Origin of the sequence: Aquimarina sp. Aq78 (genome assembly GCF_900299525.1) — a bacterium.
Taxonomy (GTDB): Bacteria; Bacteroidota; Bacteroidia; order Flavobacteriales; family Flavobacteriaceae; genus Aquimarina.
Genome location: NZ_OMKA01000003.1, coordinates 147,754 through 169,679 on the forward strand (window position 1 = coordinate 147,754; position 21,926 = coordinate 169,679).

23 protein-coding genes and 1 pseudogene are annotated in these 21,926 nt (G+C 32.2%); 23 read left to right on the forward strand and 1 reads right to left on the reverse strand.

Annotated elements, in window-relative coordinates:
• Positions 1 to 168 precede the first annotated feature (168 nt).
• From DG435_RS05580 to DG435_RS05685, 22 genes and pseudogenes are all read left to right on the forward strand, one after another.
• Entirely contained in the window at positions 169 to 519 is a 351-nt protein-coding gene (locus DG435_RS05580) for a hypothetical protein (RefSeq protein ID WP_159025626.1), read from the forward strand.
• A 195-nt stretch (positions 520 to 714) separates the two neighbouring features.
• A complete protein-coding gene (locus DG435_RS05585) occupies positions 715 to 1,413 on the forward strand; it encodes a hypothetical protein (RefSeq protein ID WP_106793195.1) in 699 nt (232 codons plus the stop codon).
• Positions 1,414 to 1,470: 57 nt separating this feature from the next.
• Positions 1,471 to 2,577: a helix-turn-helix domain-containing protein gene (locus DG435_RS05590; RefSeq protein WP_106793196.1), complete on the forward strand. Its 1,107-nt coding sequence runs from the start codon at positions 1,471 to 1,473 to the stop codon at positions 2,575 to 2,577.
• 96 nt (positions 2,578 to 2,673) lie between these two features.
• Entirely contained in the window at positions 2,674 to 3,129 is a 456-nt protein-coding gene (locus DG435_RS05595; RefSeq protein WP_234387123.1) for a nuclear transport factor 2 family protein, read from the forward strand.
• Positions 3,130 to 3,316: 187 nt separating this feature from the next.
• Complete coding sequence (locus DG435_RS05600) at positions 3,317 to 4,156, forward strand: alpha/beta fold hydrolase (RefSeq protein ID WP_106793198.1); 840 nt, start codon at positions 3,317 to 3,319, stop codon at positions 4,154 to 4,156.
• Positions 4,149 to 4,643 carry an RNA polymerase sigma factor gene (locus DG435_RS05605; RefSeq protein WP_159025627.1) on the forward strand — a complete coding sequence of 165 codons (495 nt, stop codon included), beginning with the start codon at positions 4,149 to 4,151 and terminating at the stop codon, positions 4,641 to 4,643. Before DG435_RS05600 ends, DG435_RS05605 begins: the two co-directional genes overlap by 8 nt.
• The gene (locus tag DG435_RS05610; RefSeq protein WP_106793200.1) at positions 4,636 to 5,241 is read left to right on the forward strand and encodes a hypothetical protein; all 606 of its coding nucleotides are present in this window, start codon (positions 4,636 to 4,638) and stop codon (positions 5,239 to 5,241) included. The genes DG435_RS05605 and DG435_RS05610 overlap by 8 nt, the downstream gene beginning before the upstream one ends.
• Positions 5,242 to 5,361: 120 nt before the next feature.
• A pseudogene (locus tag DG435_RS26070) lies at positions 5,362 to 5,790 on the forward strand (DJ-1/PfpI family protein); the annotation flags it as partial.
• A 201-nt stretch (positions 5,791 to 5,991) separates the two neighbouring features.
• Positions 5,992 to 6,270, forward strand: a complete 279-nt coding sequence (locus tag DG435_RS05620) for a helix-turn-helix domain-containing protein (RefSeq protein WP_159025628.1) — start codon at positions 5,992 to 5,994, stop codon at positions 6,268 to 6,270.
• An 89-nt stretch (positions 6,271 to 6,359) separates the two neighbouring features.
• Complete coding sequence (locus DG435_RS05625) at positions 6,360 to 7,421, forward strand: DJ-1/PfpI family protein (RefSeq protein WP_106793202.1); 1,062 nt, start codon at positions 6,360 to 6,362, stop codon at positions 7,419 to 7,421.
• Between the two features lie 174 nt (positions 7,422 to 7,595).
• Complete coding sequence (locus tag DG435_RS05630) at positions 7,596 to 9,758, forward strand: serine hydrolase (protein WP_106793203.1); 2,163 nt, start codon at positions 7,596 to 7,598, stop codon at positions 9,756 to 9,758.
• 30 nt (positions 9,759 to 9,788) lie between these two features.
• Complete coding sequence (locus DG435_RS05635) at positions 9,789 to 10,463, forward strand: hypothetical protein (RefSeq protein ID WP_106793204.1); 675 nt, start codon at positions 9,789 to 9,791, stop codon at positions 10,461 to 10,463.
• A 191-nt stretch (positions 10,464 to 10,654) separates the two neighbouring features.
• Entirely contained in the window at positions 10,655 to 11,260 is a 606-nt protein-coding gene (locus DG435_RS05640) for a hypothetical protein (protein ID WP_106793205.1), read from the forward strand.
• 42 nt (positions 11,261 to 11,302) lie between these two features.
• On the forward strand, positions 11,303 to 12,175 hold the full coding sequence (locus DG435_RS05645; RefSeq protein WP_106793206.1) for a ketopantoate reductase C-terminal domain-containing protein: 873 nt from the start codon (positions 11,303 to 11,305) through the stop codon (positions 12,173 to 12,175).
• A gap of 13 nt (positions 12,176 to 12,188) precedes the next feature.
• The gene (gene speB / locus DG435_RS05650) at positions 12,189 to 12,965 is read left to right on the forward strand and encodes an agmatinase (protein ID WP_106793207.1); all 777 of its coding nucleotides are present in this window, start codon (positions 12,189 to 12,191) and stop codon (positions 12,963 to 12,965) included.
• 100 nt (positions 12,966 to 13,065) lie between these two features.
• Positions 13,066 to 13,956 (forward strand): helix-turn-helix transcriptional regulator, encoded by an 891-nt coding sequence (locus DG435_RS05655; RefSeq protein WP_106793208.1) that lies wholly within the window; start codon positions 13,066 to 13,068, stop codon positions 13,954 to 13,956.
• A gap of 49 nt (positions 13,957 to 14,005) precedes the next feature.
• The gene (locus tag DG435_RS05660; RefSeq protein ID WP_106793209.1) at positions 14,006 to 14,518 is read left to right on the forward strand and encodes an SRPBCC domain-containing protein; all 513 of its coding nucleotides are present in this window, start codon (positions 14,006 to 14,008) and stop codon (positions 14,516 to 14,518) included.
• Between the two features lie 232 nt (positions 14,519 to 14,750).
• Positions 14,751 to 15,188, forward strand: coding sequence for a hypothetical protein (locus tag DG435_RS05665; protein ID WP_106793210.1), 438 nt, complete (start codon positions 14,751 to 14,753; stop codon positions 15,186 to 15,188).
• 266 nt (positions 15,189 to 15,454) lie between these two features.
• The gene (locus DG435_RS05670; RefSeq protein WP_106793211.1) at positions 15,455 to 16,939 is read left to right on the forward strand and encodes a M28 family peptidase; all 1,485 of its coding nucleotides are present in this window, start codon (positions 15,455 to 15,457) and stop codon (positions 16,937 to 16,939) included.
• Positions 16,936 to 17,901, forward strand: coding sequence for a threonine/serine dehydratase (locus DG435_RS05675; protein WP_106793212.1), 966 nt, complete (start codon positions 16,936 to 16,938; stop codon positions 17,899 to 17,901). Before DG435_RS05670 ends, DG435_RS05675 begins: the two co-directional genes overlap by 4 nt.
• Complete coding sequence (locus tag DG435_RS05680; protein ID WP_106793213.1) at positions 17,885 to 18,841, forward strand: NAD(P)-binding domain-containing protein; 957 nt, start codon at positions 17,885 to 17,887, stop codon at positions 18,839 to 18,841. The genes DG435_RS05675 and DG435_RS05680 overlap by 17 nt, the downstream gene beginning before the upstream one ends.
• Positions 18,842 to 18,846: 5 nt before the next feature.
• Entirely contained in the window at positions 18,847 to 19,968 is a 1,122-nt protein-coding gene (locus DG435_RS05685) for an aminotransferase class I/II-fold pyridoxal phosphate-dependent enzyme (RefSeq protein WP_106793214.1), read from the forward strand.
• Between the two features lie 136 nt (positions 19,969 to 20,104).
• Here DG435_RS05685 and DG435_RS05690 read toward each other — a convergent pair whose 3' ends face one another.
• Entirely contained in the window at positions 20,105 to 21,271 is a 1,167-nt protein-coding gene (locus tag DG435_RS05690) for a threonine synthase (protein WP_106793215.1), read from the reverse strand.
• A 326-nt stretch (positions 21,272 to 21,597) separates the two neighbouring features.
• Here DG435_RS05690 and DG435_RS05695 point away from each other — a divergent pair, with 326 nt between their 5' ends.
• Positions 21,598 to 21,894, forward strand: a complete 297-nt coding sequence (locus DG435_RS05695) for a putative quinol monooxygenase (protein WP_106793216.1) — start codon at positions 21,598 to 21,600, stop codon at positions 21,892 to 21,894.
• The last annotated feature ends 32 nt before the right edge of the window (positions 21,895 to 21,926 follow it).

A 21,926-nucleotide genomic window follows, 5' to 3' on the forward strand; every position in this document is an offset into this window, starting at 1 on the left:
ATAAATAAGAGAAACGTATAAAAAACAAATTAGCTGAATGACTATAATTTGTAGATTTTCAGAGTGTTTTTTTAAACAAGAAGCAAATTATGAATTCAAAAAGAAAATAATTTTTAGTACATTAGATAGCATAAGGTGTGATTAACAATGCATAAAAACTCAAGAAAGATGATCGTTATGATAATAGGTAGTATGGTAGTAATTAGTATCGTTACCCTTGTCTACCTTTTGAGTAAAGTTAAGCCAAGTACTAATTGCATTCTTTATGAAAACTATATTTTAATAAAAGAATCACCTTATTCTGATGAGTTGAGTGATTATGAAATTATAAGAGAAGAACAAGGACTTAGGTTTAAAACCAGAAAAGGCTACTCCTTATTTATCATAAAGGTAGATTCTACAGAAAATCAGGACGTAAAATTAATAGGGCTTGCCAGTTATGGCGCAAGAAATGTTGAATTTAATCGGTATATCTGTAATTTGGTTGATCAAATAAATAGCAAAAAAAATATCGATTAAGCATATACTTCGTAACTAGAGTTAATAGATTTTAATTGGATCATCCCTACACCGCCCATTTTCGCAATTTTATCTTCAAATAAAAGTACACATACGGTATATGTACCTTTCGTCCCCTATTATTCTTCATTTCCCAGATGATAGCATATACATTTGTCTTGTAAAAAAAATCATTAATTAAAATTGAAAAACTATATGAAGCTTTTAAAAATCTCATTATTAACACTCTTTTTGACTGTTAATTTTACATCTCTGAATGCGCAATCAAAGACAATATCATATACCCTAAAAAAAGGGCACGTATTTGATATCATTTTTATAAATACCAAACCCGACACTAAACAAAAACTACAGCACTACTTTAAAACTGCATTTCCTGTAGCCGAAAAAATGGGATATCATAGATTACCTGGCGTTGCTATAAAAGGAAGTCCGACTCAAGGCAATTATCATCCCGAAAGTATGATTTTTGGATATTGGGATACCCTTAATGGGCGAGAGAAATTCTTACAGGATATTCAAAAAACAATGCCAGGTTTTCATGAAGAGAGAAGAAATATCTGGTCTACATTTGGTCTTACTTATTACGAATTAAAACAAGATCTTTCTTTTAGTATTAATCCTGAGAAATTTAATATGGTTACTGCGTATTGGCATAAAGACAAGTCGTCTTTTCAAAAATTTAAACAAAGATGGATACAAAAAATGAAAAAAGCAGGCGGTCAAACACAAGTTGAATTTACAGAAGGTGCGTCTCCTTTTGGGTATAACTACAATCCAGATTATTTGGTGATTACTACCTGGGAAAACAAGGCCGCTTTTGAACAATTTTATAAAGAAAATCTAAAAATGGATCATAGTTCGGTGAAACATGTGAACCAATTTCAGATTTAGTAACTATTTTAGACCTATAAAAAGCAGGTTATTAAATAACCTGCTTAATACATCATTATGCAAACACTTTTAAATCAACTCGTATATTTTGGTTATTTCCAGAGTTTATTTTTACTCTGTATTTACCTTTTTTCACCAAAAAACAGAAAAAACATTAATGGATATGTCGCTTTTTTAGTACTGGTTCTTATGATTGGTTTATCGGGTCGAGTACTTTATATATCTGATATTTTTGGTAAAAACTTTCGACTGATTGCATTTTCTGAGTTTGCAACACTCCTATTTGGATCCACAATTTACTTATTTACCAAATCTTCATTATTAAACAAACGTTTTTCATATCAGGATCTGTTACACTACCTCCCCGGAATTTTCTATATTATTTTTGTAATTTTTATGTTTATGCTTCCTACAGACGAAGTTATTGGAGCAAGAATTAAAAGTGGAGAATTATTTCGTACCATAACTATTTTTATTGGTATTGGTCTACTATTCAACATTACGTATTGGGTAATGAGTCTTCAGTTATTTCTTTCTTTTAGGAAAGGGTTACGCGATGAATTAAGTTATACCGTAAAGACACAGTTTTTCTTTAATTTTCTTATTGCAATTGGTATTTGCTTATTATGCTGGGTTATTGTGTATTTCATTAGTATTTTAGGATTTGAAATGCTAGAAAGGACAGCAAGAGAAGCAATTTGGCTAAGTATCGCTTTAATCATTCTTTTTATCGCTTATTATGGTATGATTTCTCCTGATCTATTTAAAATTATCCCCAGTAGAGTTCAAAAAAAATATACGCAATCCAAGCTATCCAAATCAGATCTAGACCATTTACAAACCAAATTAGATCAGTTAATGGTGGAGAAAAAGCCGTACCTCAATAGAAAATTATTAAAAGCAGAACTTGCTGACATGCTGGGAGTAAGCAGTCCAGAAATAGCCCGATTATTAAACGAAAATATCGGCATGAATTTCTTTGAATACATTAATTATCATCGGATTAAAGAATTTGTAGAATTAGCAAAAACAGATAAAGCTAAAAACTTCACCTTTTTCGGGTTGGCCCAGGAAGCAGGTTTTAATTCTAAAACTACATTTAATAAATCTTTCAAAAAGTTGATGGGAACGTCACCAAAAGAATATTTCACTTCTCAGCAATAAAAAATAACATTTATTGCTCATTAACATTTAAGAAAACTTTCAAACTTAATTATTAGATATCTTCTATTTTAGAAACAAAAATAAAAGGTCCTCATCATGAATTATATGTTTAAAATTGTTTTAGTATGTTGTATAAGTTTACTTGCTTACCAAACAAATGCGCAATCCAAACAAGATTCTCTGGATATTAAACAAGTAGCTCTTGATTACCTCGAAGCACAACACAATGTAAATCCTAAGCAATTTGAGCGAGCTGCTCATCCTAGAATGGCAAAAAGGACTTTTTGGAAAAACAAAGCTACAAACAAAGAATATCTTCGAGAAACGTTTACTGATTTTATGGTAATTCTCTCAGAGTTTTATAATAGTAACGGAGATAAGTTTCCCAAAAAACCAAAAAAAGAGGTTATTATATTAGATGTTCTTGACAAGACAGCTTCTGTAAAACTTATTGCCGATGAGTGGATTGATTACATGCATATTGTAAAAATAAACGATACATGGAAAATTGTAAATGTCCTTTGGCAATTTAACGATTCATCCAAACATTAATCCCTCTTCTTATAGGTAAACTCTATTCAATAACTCTAATATCCTCTGTACGTTATCAACCAACTATTGATTAAGTTCTAACAGGTCTTTTTTATTTCTTTTTATTTTTTTTATCCCACGTGTAACAATTCACAACTTTCTGCATCAAAGGGGAAAATCAAAATAGAAATACAATAAAAATAAAGACATGAAAACATTTAGAATTACCTTATTAGTACTAATTATTATAAACTTAGGATTTAGTCAAACATCGGCTATCAAAACTGAAATAGTTGGACAAGGAAATCCTGTATTATTTTTACCAGGTTTTACCACTCCCGGATCAATATGGAACGATACCGTTGAACATTTAACTACAAAAAGTGAAGCTCATCTTATTTCCTACGCTGGTTTTAATGGTAACCCTCCTATTGCAATGCCATGGTATGATACCATTAAAAAAGAGTTGATTGTATATATCAAAGATAAAAACCTAACCAATGTAACAATTATAGGGCACAGTATGGGTGGAAATCTAGCTATTGATCTTGCTGCAGCACTACCCGATACAATTACCAGGTTAGTTATTGTAGATTCTATCCCTTGTATGAGAGAATTAATGATGCCTGGTGTACCAGAAAGTCAAATACAATACGATAGCCCATATAACAAGCAAATGCTACAAGCAGAAGATATACAGTTTAAACAGACTGCTACCATGATGGCACAAAACATGACTAATAACAAAGATAAAGTAGATACTTTAATCAATTGGATTATGGAAGCTGATCGCGAAACCTATGTATATGGATATACCGATTTATTAAAGCTGGATTTAAGAAAGATTTTAAACAAAGTGACTGCAAAAACTTTAATTCTGGGAGCATCATTTCCTTCTGTAGAGGTCGCAAAATCTAATTATGAAAAACAATATGCTACTTTAGCAAACAAATCTATCAAGATGGCTTCAAACAGTAAACACTTTATAATGTTTGATCAACCCGAATGGTTTTATACAACAGTAAATGCTTTCCTTGCAAATGAGTAAAAAGAATCAACAACTTTTTGAGAGCGTATATCGCCAGTGTTACCCTATGGTTCAGCAAATGTGTCTCGGTTTTATGAAAGGAGATATAGATATGGCTAATGATCTTTCGCAAGAAGTATTCATTAATATCTGGAATGCTCTCGAAAACTTTAAAGGGCAATCCACTCATAAAACCTGGGTGTATAGAATCACGGTAAATACATGCCTGCAATACATAAGAAAAGAAAAAAAGAAAAAGAGATTATCCTTTGATAAAATAGAACATGTACTGGTTGATGAGTCACAAAACCAAGATGCAGAACAAGAACAAGGATTGTATATAGCCATAGGCCAATTAGAAGAACTGGATAGGTTAATCATTATGATGGTGTTAGAAGGACAGGACTATGAAACTATATCACATGTTTTAGGTATTAAACCCACCAATGTTAGGGTAAAAATTCACAGAATAAAGAAACGACTTAAAAAAATATTAGATCATGAGTAATGAATTTGATGATTTGCAGCGTAAGTGGCAAAAAGGAAAAAAAGATATCGAGAGCAATTCTGGAATACTAGAAGAGACATTATCTTCTATTACGTCTAAGAAAAATTTAAATGTTCGTTTTCACTACGGAAACATCATAATACTATCAATCACATTAATAGGAATATCTGCTTTTTTCTACTACCTCGCTCCGGTAAAAGAAATACTAAGTAGAATTGGAGTAGCACTAATGATAGGAGGATTATTACTAAGAATAATAATCGAATGTATTAGTGTCTTAAAATCAAAAAAGATTGATGTAATAGATGATGTGCTAAAAACAACCAATGATACAATAGCATTTTATAAGTTCAGAAAACGTATTCATGGGCCGGTCACTATAACCATAATAGCATTGTACACTATTGGTTTTTATATGATCACTCCAGAATTTAGCTTATACTTTACCACATGGCAAATGGTAATGATCGATGTTTCCTATGTTATCGGTGCTATTATCTTTATTAAGTTTGTTAGAGATAGTATTCAAAAGGAGATACGAACCCTTTTAGAAATTATCGAGTTAAAAAATAAAATTATTGAAGAAAACGAAGCATAAAAACCTTCTCTTTGTCCATTTAATACTCTTTAAAGAATACTATTTATTAGTATTTTAGCTTAAAATCAGATTATCAAAAATATCATTTTTGTCATACCACCCAAAGTTCATTTATTAGATATTAATGGTCCAGCACATATCTTTTATGAAGCCAAAGAATATGGGGCAGATATCGATCTTCATTTTGTTACTATAAACAATGAAGAGGAAATAGAGAGCAGTGCTGGACTGTATTTTGCAAAGCTTTCTAACTTTGAGAAATTTGAATTAAAAGAGGGTGATTTTATTTTTATCCCAGGGATCGAATTTCAATTACTTTCTGATTCTGAATTTATACAAAAAAGTAAAGCATTTTTTGATTGGTTACATATTCAATATTCTAACGGAGTCAATATCTGTTCTGTATGTACCGGAAGTTTTTTACTTGCAGAATCAGGGTTATTAGATGGGCATAAATGTACAACGCATTGGAAATATTTTAAAGAATTCACTAATAAGTTTCGCAAAGTTGATCTAGTTAACAACAGATTATTTGTTGTAGATAATCGTCTGTACTCTAGTGCAGGAGTTAGTTCTGGTATTGATCTTTCTTTATTTATTCTCGAGCAATTATATGGCCCTAAGTTTGCTACAGATATAGCCAAAGAAGTAGTTATATATTTTCGTCGTAGCGAATCTGATCCTCAACTGAGTATTTTCTTGCAATATCGAAATCATCTGGACACTCGGATTCATGATGCCCAAGATTATATGACAAAACACCTCCATACTTCATTCACACTAGAAGATATGGCTGATTATGTATATATGAGTAGTCGTAATCTTACACGGCTCTTTAAAAAAACAACGGGAATTACCATTGGTGCCTATCTCGAAAAACTTAGAGTAGATAAAGCCATACATCTTTTAGCCGATGGTAATAAAGTTAGCTATGTTGCCAACCAATGTGGATTAAAAAGCACGAACCAATTAAGAGCCTTACTTAAAAAACATAAAGGTGTATTGCCTGTTAACTTCACTTATATATAATATATCTGTCCTAATACTGCGCACACTTGTCCTTTTAAGATTTACAAAAGACATTTAATTTTGAAGAATTAATCATTACTCAAAAAATAATGCAAAAGTTATTAGTATTACTATTACTGATCAATATATCGGCTATATCACAACCTTCAGCAACTTCTAATGAAATTTATGTGTGTCCTCCTTGCAATAGTAGTTGCGACACTTTAAAATTTAGTAAACCTGGAACCTGCCATCATTGTAATATGAAACTTACTACAAAAAAAGAACTTCAAAAACTAGCCAACAAAAAAATGACAATTGCCTTCTATTTACAACCTGGTATAGAAGTATTAGATTTTGCTGGACCTATGGAAGTATTTGCATATGCAAATTTTGAAGTTTTTACGGTTTCTAAAACCAAAGAACCTATTATCTCCCAGGGAATTCTCAAAATACTCCCGGATTACAGTATAGCAAATAGCCCTAATGCAGATATACTTGCTTTTTTTGGAGGAAACTCTTCCAGTGCTTTTAATGATCCGAAAGTAATTGAATGGATAAAAGCACAACAAAACATCGAATACCATTTCTCGGTATGTACAGGAGTATTTGCATTAGCAAAAGCCGGAGTTCTTGATGGTAAATCAGCAACCACTTTTCATAACGCGTTGAATGGATTAGAAAGTAATTATCCAAATATAACAGTGATAAAAGACGCCCGATTTGTTGATAATGGACAAGTAATAACCACAGCTGGTATTTCTGCTGGCATTGATGGTGCCTTACATTTGGTAGCAAAACTTCAAGGATTTAATGAAGCACGAAGAATAGCATACCATATGGAGTATGATAAGTGGATACCAGGAGAAGGGGTAATTTTATCAGAAGATGATCCTTATAAAAATTATAGTGACAGAACAATTCTGGAAGCATACACCGGAACTTATGAATATCTGGATGGAGCTAAAGTAAAATTAAAAATCAACCCAAGAGAAAAAGCTCTTTATGCGATAGTAGATGATAGAAACTACCCGATTTTTCATGTACAAAATAATACTTTTATGAACCTGGCTAATCATAAGATCACATTTATAAAGGATAAAAATAAAAAAGTTACAGGATACACATCTTCACAACATCCAAAAACAATATTTCATAAACTAAGTGATTAATGCCAATCTATATAACAGCACAGTTTAAAACCTCCCTTGTTTAACTTTATTTCAATTTATAACTGCAAAACTGTAACAATCTTTAAACAATAGTATCTTTAAAAAAGATGATGCTCTTTAGTCTCATCTTTTTTAAGGAATATAGCTATTTATTCACATTTTAAATCAATCACTATGGGTTTGCGCTTTAATTCTCTTACAGATACCATTCATCATCAATCCAACGAACATCGAAATATTTCAAAAAGAGTAGTGTATATAGCACTACTCTTTTTTGTGTTTTTCAATATTGCCGCATATAGTAATTCGATTGACATAAAAACAAAATCAGAAAATTTAATAGAGATGTCTAATGGTGCTATCGCCTATGCATATCCTGTATCTTCTATAACTATTGACGGGAATACTCAAGATTGGCCAAAAGACTTTACTCGCTATCCTATCAATAAACTACCATATGGTGGTGGCCCTAAGGACAAAAATGATTTTGATGCTTATTTTCAAGTGGGATATAACCTCCCTGAAAAAGCTCTTTACATTGTTGTTGTAATAACAGACGACTCTCATATTGTAGATACTACCGATGCATCAGAGTGGAATACACAAGATACCTTTAATTTCTATATCGATGAGCAACACTCTCCCGATGGTTCTGGTGTAGATCTATATCAGTATAGTGAAAATTATAAAGACACCAATAATCAATCTATAAGCTGGGATCCTACAAAGAAAAACACAAATTGGGATGCTATAGAGATCAAATCCAAACGAAATAAAAACACCACTATTTATGAATGTAAAGTAAAACTTAATAGTACCATAACTACAGGCAAATCTATTGGAATCGATCATGTATTTATCGATAAAGATGCTGATGATGATCAAAACTCTAATTCTTTTATTGCCTGGGGAAATAGTGGCGGTAAAAGTAGTGCCCCAGGAAGACTTGGTGATGTGATATTTATGAAAGGAGAAGAAAAAACAGGTACAATCAGTGGAAAATTAAAATGGAAAAATAGCACTATGAAAGGCTATCCTAACCGAATTCGATTTACATCTACTCATAACCCTGCCCTTTGGACGCAAACCTCGGTAGATTCAACCGGAAATTACACTTTAGATCTTCCCTCTGGTGAGTATATCATTTCACCAGCATCAGGTTTATTTTACCAAGATGAAAGTCAATTTAGAGACGAAGAGCTTTTTAGAATAAATACAAAAGATGTCAATATCAAAGTCACAGCGGTGGCAAATAAAAACATCACTGCACCAACATTAGAATTATCTACCATTTCTGACCCAGATATAATCCCAGACAAAGGAATTTTACACGATTTTGATATCAAAAAAGCTTCTATAGTGGATACGTTTATCAAAACATATCAGGAACATTATCAAATCCCCGGAGTATCCCTTGCATTGATTAAAAATGGTAAAGTCGTTTATCATCAGACCTACGGAGTAAAGAACACACTCACAAAAAAGAAAGTAGATCACAATACCTTATTCGAAGCAGCTTCGATTACCAAACCTGTTTTTGGTTTTGCTGTAATGCGATTAGTAGAACGTGGGATTATTGATCTTGATAAACCATTATATGAATATTTGCCATTTGAAGCCATTGACCATGATGATCGCTATAAACTCATAACAGCCCGACATGTAATGTCTCACAAAACAGGATTTCCAAACTGGGCTTGGATGAACGAAGATGGAAAGATTGATATTAAATTTACACCAGGTACCAAATATCAATATTCTGGCGAAGGTTTTGAATACTTAAAAAGAGTAGTTACCAAAGTAACAGGCAAGGATATCAATACTATACTAAAAGAAGAAGTACTTACACCATTAGATTTAGAAAACACCTATTTCTCTAAAAATGAATACCTGGCCAAAGTAGTATCCAATGGTCATTTTGATAACCTGCCATCACAGGCTTCATTACCAGAAAATCCAGGTATGGCCTGGAGTATGCATACAGAGGCTAAAACATTTACCAATTTCTTATTAGGGTTACAGAACAAAAAAGGGCTAAAACCAGAAACCTATAAAGAAATGTTTAAAATACAAACCAGAATTCCTAAAGATAAAGAAGATCCTGTTCCAGAAGGATGGGAAAACTATTTTGGATTAAGTATCCATATGCAAAAAACACCGTTTGGCCCTAGTTTCGGGCATGGAGGAAATAATGGTGATTTTAGATGTGAAGCTATACTGTATAGTGATCTCAATATGGGATATGTTGTATTTACCAATAGTAATACAGGGGATAGTCTTAATACTGCTTTATTAGAGTTTTTAATTACTGGTAAGCAAAAGAAAAGTAGTGATTAATTTTCTTTATATCCTATATACTCATTATTTATGATCAAAATAAAAATAACCTGGAAGTATTGCCTGGCCTTTTATAGCATCATAATGCTATATGCTTCATTACATGAACTAGTGCATCATTTTTCTGGATATTTTATTTGTGGAGATTGGGGACAAAAGACATTTAATTATTTTGAGACGGCATGTGAGCAAGATCCAAAATCATTAATAGCAACATATATTGGTCCAATTTTTAGTTTTATCATGATGTACGTAGGGGCACATTTTTTAACGCACAAATCATCAGATTATAAAAAACATTTAGGTTTTGCTATCATCTTTGCTCAATTACCACTTCAAAGAATGATTTCCCCTTTTTTTAAGATGAATGATGAGTTTTATGCTACAGCTCAGCTTTTCGGAGACTCTGCGTTTATTTATTGGTCAGTAATCATCATTATTTGGTTAATTTGCCTGCCTCCCCTTATAAAAGCATATCGATCAATAGAAAATAAGCATAAGTTAATATGGTTCCTTTTTTACTTGGTTCTTTTCCCATATATATTATGGGGACCAATTTTTGGGATGCTTGAGTTTTTAATGGTTGAAAAAAAGTTTCTAGCGCAACCCATTATCGGGATTGGACTACTATTTATCATTAATGAAGTTATTACTATTCTAGGGTACTACTTTGTCAAAAAATATATAAATCCATACTATCAATAATAATTGTTTCTTGTATTTTTCTCTAAATCTTAAAACAGGAACATTCGTATTTTAAAAAACCTCTTACTACCAAGTCATCGTTTAAGGTATTTTATATTTCTAAACCTTATAATCGCACGTAAAATACTTAGAAATTATAATTATCTTGGTATCGCTATTTAATCGTCATAAATAATCGATTTAAAAATCATATGTTAAAAAGACTTCTAAAAATAGTACTCGTCTTAATAACTGTTATTGCAATTGGTGCCGGATATCTTTATTTTAGGTTGTATAACAATATTGACAATGTTCTTGAAGCAAAAAATGATTGGAGAAGTGAAGTTCTGGAGTTTCCACTAATATTTGCTGGTAATTTAGATTATCAAGGAGAAGAACATATTCGGTTTGCACCAGGTTGGGGTGATACAAATAAAGAGGATTACTTTTCATATATTTTTTTATGGATGATAGAAAAAAACCCGGATTTAAACTCCTCAAAGCTGGAAAATACAATGAATACCTATTTTGATGGACTTATGAATACCGGAGCCATAACTAACTTCAGTTTATTTAAAAATATTCCTGAAACAGAATCATCAATAAAACAAGTTGATATAAATACTTTTAAAGGTTCAATAAAAATTTATGATGAATTTTTTGCAAAAGAAATGGTCACTCTTAATGTCATAATTAAAAGCAATTACTGCCCGATCAAGGAAAAATATTTAGTTTGGTTTTATTTATCTCCTAAAGAAAATAGTCATCCTATATGGAAAGAGCTTATGGAGATAAAATTAAACATCAAGTGTCATTGAAATCAAAACTATTTACAAAATTTACTATATTAAAAACAATACATGAGAAAAATTGGAATACTCGGCCTTGGCGCAATAGGTTCTGTAATTTCACGGATATTAGTAGTACATCCTGAAAACGAAGTATTCTATTATACCAGAACTCCAAAATCAAAAATCAAAATACAATTTCAAGATGAAAAAATAGAAATACCTATCGAGACTGAAAAAGAAAGATCAGAAGAACTTGATTGGTTACTTATATGCTTAAAAGAATATCATTTTGACGCTGCTAATGATAAATTGGCAAAATTAATTGGGGCGAATACTAAAGTAGCTGTTATAAGAAACGGTATAGAATTAAAAGAACGCATTACGCCTTTTACTACAGCAGAAAATATTTTAGAATGTATGATTGATTGTCCTACTCAACCCATTGAAGATAATTATTACTTACAATTTAGAAAACCGATACTTAAAGTCGAAAAAAGCAAATTAGCTACGCGATTTAAAGAGCTTTTTACCAAAAATGATGCGCAGATAATAGAAGTACTGGATTACAAAACCGAAAATTGGAAAAAGCTAATAGAAAGTTCTGCCTTGGGATCAATACTATGCTTAACCGGGAGAACATGTTCTGTTTTTGAAAATCCAGAAGTAATAGATTTGTATAAGGATCTGCTAAGAGAAGGGATTGAAGTAGCAAAATCAAACGGAGCTATAATTGAAAGTAGTTTTGAATCTGAAATGCTACATAAAATAGCTACATACTCAAAAACAAAAGGAAGCTCAATGTTATCTGATCGGTTAACAGGACATATTATAGAAGTTAACGCAAAAAATGGGGCGATCGAAAAGGTAGCAGTACAAAATAAAATTGCAACGCCAATTAACGATACTATTTGTAAATTACTCCGGCAAATAAACCAGAATTAATACCTAAAAATAAATGAGCAAAATTATCATACAAGGAATACAATTTGATAAAAAATCCTCTTTTCAGCAAGGTCCGGGACTAGCTCCTCCATTAATTAGAGAGGTATTACACTGTGGTTCACTTAATTTATTTACAGAAAACGGAATCACAATCGAAGATTCCCGAATAACAGATAAAGGAGATTTTGATATTTCAGATTATTTTGACATTGAAACTATAACTTCGAATCATTTAGAATCTGAAACAAAAGTTTTTACTCTGGGAGGGGATCACTCTATCACATTTCCTATTATTAAGGCTCATCATAAAAAATATCCAAAATTAGACATTTTACATATCGACGCACATTCTGATTTATATGATAACTTTGAAGGTGATAAATACTCTCACGCCTGTCCTTTTGCCAGAATTATGGAAAATGGATTCGCAGCCAAATTGGTTCAGGTAGGGATTAGAACATTAAATACACATCAGGCAGAACAGGCAGAAAAATTTAATGTCGAAATTCATCAAATGAAAAACCTCGATGTAACCAAAATATCTCAATTTGATAATCCCGTATATATATCATTGGATATGGATGGTTTTGATCCAGCATATGCACCCGGAGTTTCACATCATGAGCCTGGAGGTCTTTCTTCAAGGCAAGTAATCGATTTAATCCATAACATAAAAGGTGAAGTCATTGGGGCAGATATTGTAGAATATAATCCTAATAGGGATTTTCAGAATATGACAGCATTTTTGGCAGCCAAAATGATGAAAGAAATTTTAGGAAAGATGTTATAATATAAAAGATACAACCAACAACTATTTGGTAGATTGCGATAACAAATATACTCTTCTATAAATTATCGTAAATTGTTTATCCTGATAAAATGAAATTAGAGTGACATCTGAAAACGAAATCATAACTTCAAAAAAATGGGAATTAGATAAAATTTCAATTTCTCATAATATTATTGATTATAAAACATTTGGATCTTATATCTCCAAAAATGATTCTGAATCGGTCAGGTTACATTTTGGGCTAAATGGAAATTATAATTTTAAGTACAAACAACTCAACTCATCTTTTGATTTAGTGGGGTCACACAATAACATAATGTACTCTAAAGGAATAGAAATCGAAGTATCTAACAAGAGTAAAAGAATTGAAACTTTTGGAATTAATTTCGCTACAGATTTCTTTATTAATATAGCTCAAAACGGAAATGAATCACTAAAAAAACTGGCTGATAAAGTAATCCTTAATGAAAATGCCATTCTATCTAATGAATGGAGACCGAATAATTTTAAAATACAACAAGTAATTAATGAGATTCTATATGCACAATATACTAATGAACTCAAAGATCTATTTTTGCTATCAAAAAGTATAGAACTTCTGGTATTGCAAGCAGAATTATATGAATTAAGTACCGCGAACAAATTCATTAAATCTAATTCTGATAAACAGAAACTATTTGAAGCAAAAGAAATTTTAACCCTACAAATAGATAATCCGCCAACAATTAGTCAATTATCAAAACTAATTGGTCTCAACGAATACAAACTTAAGAAAGGGTTTAAAGAACTATTTGGCACTACTGTGTTTGGATACATTCACAATAATCGAATGAATCTAGCCAAAAAGCTATTATTAGGAACAGATCTATCTGCAAAAGAGATCGCTTATAAAACTGGTTATAGTTCTCCTCAACATTTTTCAAAAGCATTTAAAAAAGAATTTGGTACTACTCCCGATAGTATTAGAAATTATCCCGATCGTACAATCTAAAAGGAAAAAATGATAGCACTTTTGGTTTCAAATTGTAAAACTAAAATATATGAAAACCAGATTTTCCTTATTAGTAATTATCTCACTATTATTAATAGGTTGTAAATCAAAAAACACTATTGCAATCATGATGATCGAAAAAGAAATTCAATTCAATGCCAATAAAGAAAAAGTATGGGGATTATTAACAAATCCAACAATAACCAAACAATACATGTATGGTTGTGAAGTCATATCGGATTGGGAAGTCGAGAGCCTCATCTTATGGAAGGGACAAACCGAAGATGGTAAAGAAGTTACCTATGTAAAAGGAAAAATAGTTGAATGTAAAAAAGGAGAACTAGTAACTTTTACAATGTTTGACCCAAACATGGAAATTGAAGATATTCCAGAGAATTATTTGAGTCTGACATATGATCTGAAAGAAAAAAACAATAAGACTATACTAAAATTAACTCAAGGAAATTTTGCAACTGTTGCTCTGGGAGAAAAGAGATATAAAGAATCTCTAAAAGGATGGGAAATGGTAATCCCTATTATGAAACAAATAGTCGAAAAATAAATCCATGACAAAGAAAAGTAAAAGCGGTTTGATTATTTATTTCAAGCCGCTTTTGTATATTAAGTTTTATCCAGAAAGTGGTCATAATCAATTACAGGGAGCTTTGAAAAAGTTATCGACATAAACAATTTCACTGAAAACAAGGTACTATAAATTACCTATGATGTCTATCTTTGATTCAAAGATGTTTGTAGTAATCAAGAGGTATAATCAATTATTAATGTGAGAACGCATGAAAAAAATAGTTTTAATTCTTTTAGTATCCTTTCCATTATTTTCTTTTTCACAAAACAACCTGGATCAAACTCTGGTAGGTAATCACTATCTATCTGTTCAATGGATTTCATGGGATTACTTTGGAACTGCCAAAATCGTAAAATCAGAAAAAGCCAATACATATACTATAGAAGGCCACCAAAATAGTAAAGAAAATAGTGATTTCTTAAAAATCAAAGGTACCATTACCCCTACCTCTGCAAAGCACCTAGTATTTAATGGGGCTATTGAGACCCAGGTAGATTTTATAAACAACGGAGAACCTTGTATAAGAGAAGGAGAATTCAATTTTAAAGTAAAAGGAAATAGGAAATACTGGAGACTCCAGGAGATGAATAATCCTTGTAGTGAGGTTACTGATTATGTAGATATTTATTTTATTCAAAAAAAATGATATCCTACCAAATTTCACTTACCAAAACAGACATTTAGGAGCTATATTTCTAATTTTTATCTACTTAAATATTTTTTTTTCTATCTTTGTATGGATAGAAATACAGTAACAGTATGTTACACTCTTGTTTTTTAGCTTAAGGAAGAACATCGGAAAAGCAAGTGAATTTCTTACGGAAAACCTCCGTATACCTTAATCAACAAAAGTTGATTTGGTGTACGGAGGTTTTTTTTATTGCATCTGGTATTAATTAACACATTACTATTATGAAAAGAGTTATCATCGCATTTCTAACAATTATCATTGTTTCTGTTGCTACCTTGTATTTCTTTCCCGAAATTCTATATACCTCTTCTTTTGGGCAAAAGATATTAATGAAAATGGAAGGTGATCAAGTAGCAGAATTCTATTTTAAAGAAAATCAAACTACAAAAGACACCCTATACATGAATGGTGTTATTTATTCTAATACACTACATGATATTAAAGAAATCCTATTCGAAAATCCAAAAGTGACTACATTGGTAATGGAAGAAGTTCCCGGGTCTATAGATGATGAAATCAATCTTCTTGCTTCACGCGAAATTAGGAAACATCATATAAATACCTATATCCCCGAAAACGGAATGGTAGCTTCGGGCGGAACAGATATGTTTTTGGCAGGAGAAAAACGAAATATTCACGCTACAGCTAAGCTTGGAGTACATTCCTGGTCTGGAGAAGATAGTGTAGCACTGGATTTTCCTAAAGATCATGAAGAGCACAAAAAATACGTAAGCTATTATACCGAAATGAATATCCCTACAGAATTTTATTGGTATACATTAGAAGCGGCCCCTGCAGATAGTATTCACTGGATGACAGCTAACGAAATAAAAAAATATGATGTAATAACTGATTCAGGAATAGAAACGACTGAATTACTGGACATTCAAAAACAAATAGCATCAGATCAGTATTTGGGGAGAGGTACAGGAAATAATCAAAAAGCACAAGATTTTATCAGGTCATATTTTAAAAATATTGGTTTAGAAAAATTAGATACCGATTATGATTCTCACTTTACTTTTAAAGATAGAAAAACCAAAAAAGAAAGGGTTGGAACCAATTTTATAGGTTATATAAAAGGTAAAACAAATCCTCAAAAATATATTGTTATTGGTGCACATTATGATCACCTTGGTATTATAAATGACACCATTTATAATGGTGCAGATGATAATGCTTCTGGTACTTCTGCCCTATTGATCTTAGCAAAATATTTCTCAAAAAATCAACCTCAGCACTCTATTCTTTTTGCAGCTTTTGATGCCGAAGAACTAGGACTATTTGGTTCTAAACATTTTGTAGATAATCCACCGGTTTTGTTATCAGATATCAAACTCAATATCAATATGGATATGATTAGTCGTAATCCAAAAAACGAAATATATGTAGTTGGTACCTATCCTTATCCTCAATTTAAACCCATAATCGAAAGTATTGCAAAAGATAGTCCGTTAACCGTTTCTTATGGTCACGATGATCCAGATGATAAAACCAAAGACTATTGGATGTTTTCTTCTGATAATGGTCCTTTTTTCAGGAAGGGAATTCCCAATATCACTTTTAGTGAAGAAGATCACCCTGGGTATCACAAGGCAACCGATGATATCGAAGATACAAATCCAGAATACTATAAAAATGTAGCAAAATTAATCCAGAAATCTATTGAAGCGATAGATCAAAATTTTCCAAATTCAAAACAATGATACATGCTACAGATATAATAGATGCATACAAAATTAGCAAGTCTGATTTGCATAGAACTCCTATGGCGCATTCTCCAGAGTTAAGTAAAATATCCGGGGCGAATGTCTTTCTTAAAATGGAATTTTTGCAATACACGGGGTCTTTTAAAATACGAGGAGTTCTTACTAAAATACGCAGTTTAGACAAAAGTGTTTTTGACAAAACTTTTGTTGCAGCATCAACAGGAAATCATGCCGCAGCATTTGGATACGCATCAGAAAAATTTGGATTTAAAGGTGTATTATTTCTTCCAAAGAAAACAAGTGACGCAAAAATAAAAGCTCTTGAGCAATACTCGATCAGAGTTATTTTTTATGGTGAAAACAGTTTAGAAACAGAAGAAAAAGCAAGAGTATATGCAAAAGAGATGAACGGTGTTCTAATCCATCCCTATAATGATCCCGAAATTATTAAAGGGCAAGGTACTATTGCTATTGAAATAGAAGAACAAGTACCAGAAGTAGATACTATTTTAACTCCTGTTGGCGGTGGTGGACTGGCATCTGGGGTAAGCACTTATTTTAGCACCAATGATAGTGTTTCGATCATTGGATGTCAACCCAAAAATGCTTCAGAAATGTATTTATCGATACAACTTAATGGTATCGTTCCTCCAAGTACTTTATCAACAATAGCAGATGCATCTGCTGGCGGAATTGAAGATAATGCCATCACTTATGGTATTTGTAAAAAACACTTGTCGGGTTTTGAGATCATTGAAGAAGAGGATATAAAAAAAGCTGTGGCTTTTATGCTGAAATATCATAAAGTAGAAATTGAACCTACAGCTGCGCTACCGATTGCAGCATTATTACAAAGTAAAGCGTATCAAGGTAAAAATGTGGTTCTGGTAGTAACCGGAAAAAAGATAGATAATCAATTGTTAACTCAAATAATGGTAAAGTATGGCGACTATTATTAATCTAAAAGATATTAAAGAAAGTATAAAATCATTAGATGTCGTTGCGGCTATGAAAGAAGGTTTTATACACTATAGTAATAAAAAAACGGTAGTTCCACCTGTAGGTGAATTACTATTTGAAGATCCTCCTGGGGATGTACATATTAAATATGGGTATATAAAGAATGATGATTTTTATGTCATCAAAATTGCCTCTGGTTTTTATAATAATTCAAAATTAGGAATTGCTTCCAGCCAGGGAATGATGCTCTTATTTAGTCAAAAAACAGGGCAACCAGTAGCTATTTTATTAGATGAAGGATATCTTACTGATATTCGTACTGCAGCAGCAGGTGCTCTGGCAGCCACATATTTTGCTCCTGAAAAAATAAATGCTATTGGTATTATAGGTACCGGGATCCAGGCAAAACTACAGTTGCAATTCCTGCAGAAAAACAATCCTTGTAAAACCGTGTGGGTATGGGGAAGAACACCCGAAAATGCAGAGAAGTTTAGCACAGAATTGAGTACTGATTTTGATATTCATATTGCCAAAACTCCTGCAGAAGTAGCAAAAAACAGTACTTTAATTGTTACTACTACTCCATCTGAAGTCGCACTGCTTGATGCAAAAGATATCTTACCCGGTACTCATATCACAGCAGTAGGCTCTGATACTTCAGATAAACAAGAACTTGATAGTAAGGTGCTTCAAAAAGCAGATATTGTTATTGCAGATAGTATTCCGCAAAGTAAAAGCAGAGGCGAAATATATCGGGCTGTTAAAGACGGTTCAATTTCCGAAGAAAAAATCGTAGAACTCGGTAATGCAATTCAGAATCCTGCTTTGCAACGTACCAATGATGATCAAATAACAATAGCAGACCTTACAGGAGTTGCAGTACAAGATATAATGATTGCAAAAGCTGTTTATAAAACATACATGAATACCAAAATATAAATAGAATGAATATTCCAATTTTTGAGCTCGAAAGAGTACAATCCTTATTTGAAAACACAGTAGATTATAATCTAACAGAAAGTGGTTTTCATCCCTACACTCTTAATGAACTATTAGAGAAAGACCAGATAGATACACTTACCAATACTGTTTTAGGGTATGGACAAACTAATGGTTCTATCCCATTGCGTAAAAGAATTAGTGCGATGTATAATGGTGCTAATGAGGAGAATGTATTGGTAACCAATGGTTCTTCTGAAGCGAATTTTATTGCTTGTCATACCTTGTTAGAAAAAGGGGATGAAGTGGTTATGATGGTACCCAACTATATGCAAATCTGGGGTATTGCCGAAGAGATGGGATGTATCCCGAAGGCATTTCATTTACGTGAAGAAAATAAATGGAAACCAGATATCGAAGAATTAAAATCTCTGGTTACTTCAAAAACAAAAATGATTGCGCTATGTAATCCCAATAACCCAACAGGGTACACACTTTCTTCTGAAGAAATGCAAGAAATTGTAGCTATCGCAAAGCGTGTAGATGCCTGGGTATATTGTGATGAAGTATATCGTGGAGCCGAATTAGACGGAGAAATTATCGAAAGTTTTATTGGGATGTATGACAAAGTTATGGTTAACGGTGGATTGTCTAAAGCCTATGCCCTACCCGGATTACGTTTAGGGTGGTTAATAGGCCCCGAAACACTGATTGCAGATACATGGGCATATCATGATTATACTTCTATTACTGCTGGCATAATGAGTCATTATATTGGCGAAATCGCATTAAGACCCGAAAAACGTAAAGAAATACTAACTCGAAACAGAACCATGCTTAATGAAAACCTAAAAGTGGTAAAGCAATGGTTGGATCAATACGGGGATTTGTTTGAATATGTACCCCCAAAGAGTGGTGGAATGTTATTTATAAAATACAATTTAGATATTAATTCTACCGAACTGGCAGAATGGTTACGTACAGAAAAAAGTGTATTTATTTTGGCAGGAGATTGTTATGGGATGGACCATCATTTCAGAATAGGGATTGGAGAACGCAAAGAATATATCCTGGCGGGTTTAGAACGCGTTAAACAAGCCCTTAAAGAACGGTTTAATTTATCATAGCAGTCTGCCTGTCATAATTTTATGATATACTCAAAAACAGGCTGTTTAAAAGACAGCCTGTTTACATCAAATTTAAATTACTTAAAAAGAAGTACTACCATTTACAATTTGAATGTGCTGTAAGTGGTATAACAAATTATGAATATAAATTTTCGGTATACTTATATACAGAGCCTGTATTAAGAAGCACTACTGATTCATTATCTTTTATCCAATGGGTTTGCTTTAGTTTTTTATATGCTGCCCATACTGCAGAGCCCTCTGGAGAAATAAATAATCCTTCTGTTTTTGCAAATTCCTGCATCCCTTCTTTTATTTCCTGATCAGAAATAGAAATCGCTGTTCCGTTACTTTCATATAATGTTTTCATGATCAATCGATCTCCAAACGGCTTTGGCACTCTTAATCCATTGGCTATTGTTGGAGCAGGATTTTTATGCTTTGGTACATGATCCATTTCATTGTAAAAAGAAGTAATAATAGGATTACATCCATCGCCTTGAACAGCTACCATTCGGGTAGGAATATGATCTATCCATTGTAAAGCTTTCATTTCAAGAAAAGCTTTCCATATTCCTATTAATCCAGTGCCGCCTCCTGTAGGATATAGAATTACATCTGGTAATTTCCACTGTAGCTGCTCTGCAATTTCATATCCCATTGTTTTTTTCCCTTCTAGTCTAAACGGTTCTTGTAATGTAGATACATCAAACCAGGATCCATCATTTTTTGATCTCATCATACGGGCAGCATCTGCAATATTTCCTTTTACCTTAGTAACATTGGCTCCCATGATTTCACAATCTAGTTGAAACGTTTTTGGAGTTTCTTCGGGCATAAAAATATGAGCATTAATTCCGGCTTTAGCACAATATGCACTAAGAGCACTTCCTGCATTTCCCGCAGTAGGGATGCACATTGCCTTAATCCCATGTTCTTTTGCTTTACTGACTGCCATACTAATTCCCCGTGCTTTAAAAGAACCTGTAGGGTTACCAGATTCATCCTTAAGTAATAACTGAGATTGGTTATAGGTAGATTCTAGTTTTGATAATGTAAGGAGTGGCGTATATCCTTCACCAAGGCTAACGCGGTTTTCCTCTTTTTGGACAGGTAATAATTCATGATATCGCCACATTGTAGCCGGCCTGTTTTTTATACTGTCTTTAGAAAGTGGACTATCCAGATTATAATGTGCAACCAGAGGTTGATTATCTTTTGGACAATAGCTATGGATTTCGTTCTTATCATAAATTTCTCCGCAGTGATCACATCGAAGATAGGAGTATTTGTTAGTAGACATAGTGTATCAATTTTTACTATATAAAAATATGCTGCGATCAGGATATCTCAAAAAGGATTAATTTCTCAATCATCATATTTCCCATTTTATACATTGAATAATTAAAAAATAGCCATCGAATCAATTGTCAGTCTTGGATATCTATAATTTATCTATGATGTAAACAAAAGGATGTTGTAAGTTTTATTGTAAGTTGAAAGTTTTTTCCCTCTTTGCCTTCAATATAATAGTAAACTTTACACATTAAGTTCATTTCTTAATTTAGATTAAGAGTATTCAATTCTTTCCTTTCTAATTTTGTTTCAGATATTGATTAATAAAAACTAATGGAAACAAATTGTAAAGTAATATTAAAGTCAAAAGTCAAAAATTCTGTCGTAAATGATCTCATGAATTTTCTTGAAGAGAATCTACCTAATGTAAGAGGGTTTAAAGGATGTTTATCGGTGAAAATACTTTTTGACAAAGAGGCAAATGAAATGGTATTTTATGAGGAATGGCTAAGTAAAAGTCACCATACAGATTATATAGCTTTTATTTCTAATAATGGAATCATGGCAAAGCTCTCTGCTTTTTTAATAGAAGCTCCAGAGATTAAATATTATCATAAACTAACTATATAGTAGTGAAATCCAGAAAACATATTGGATCATAG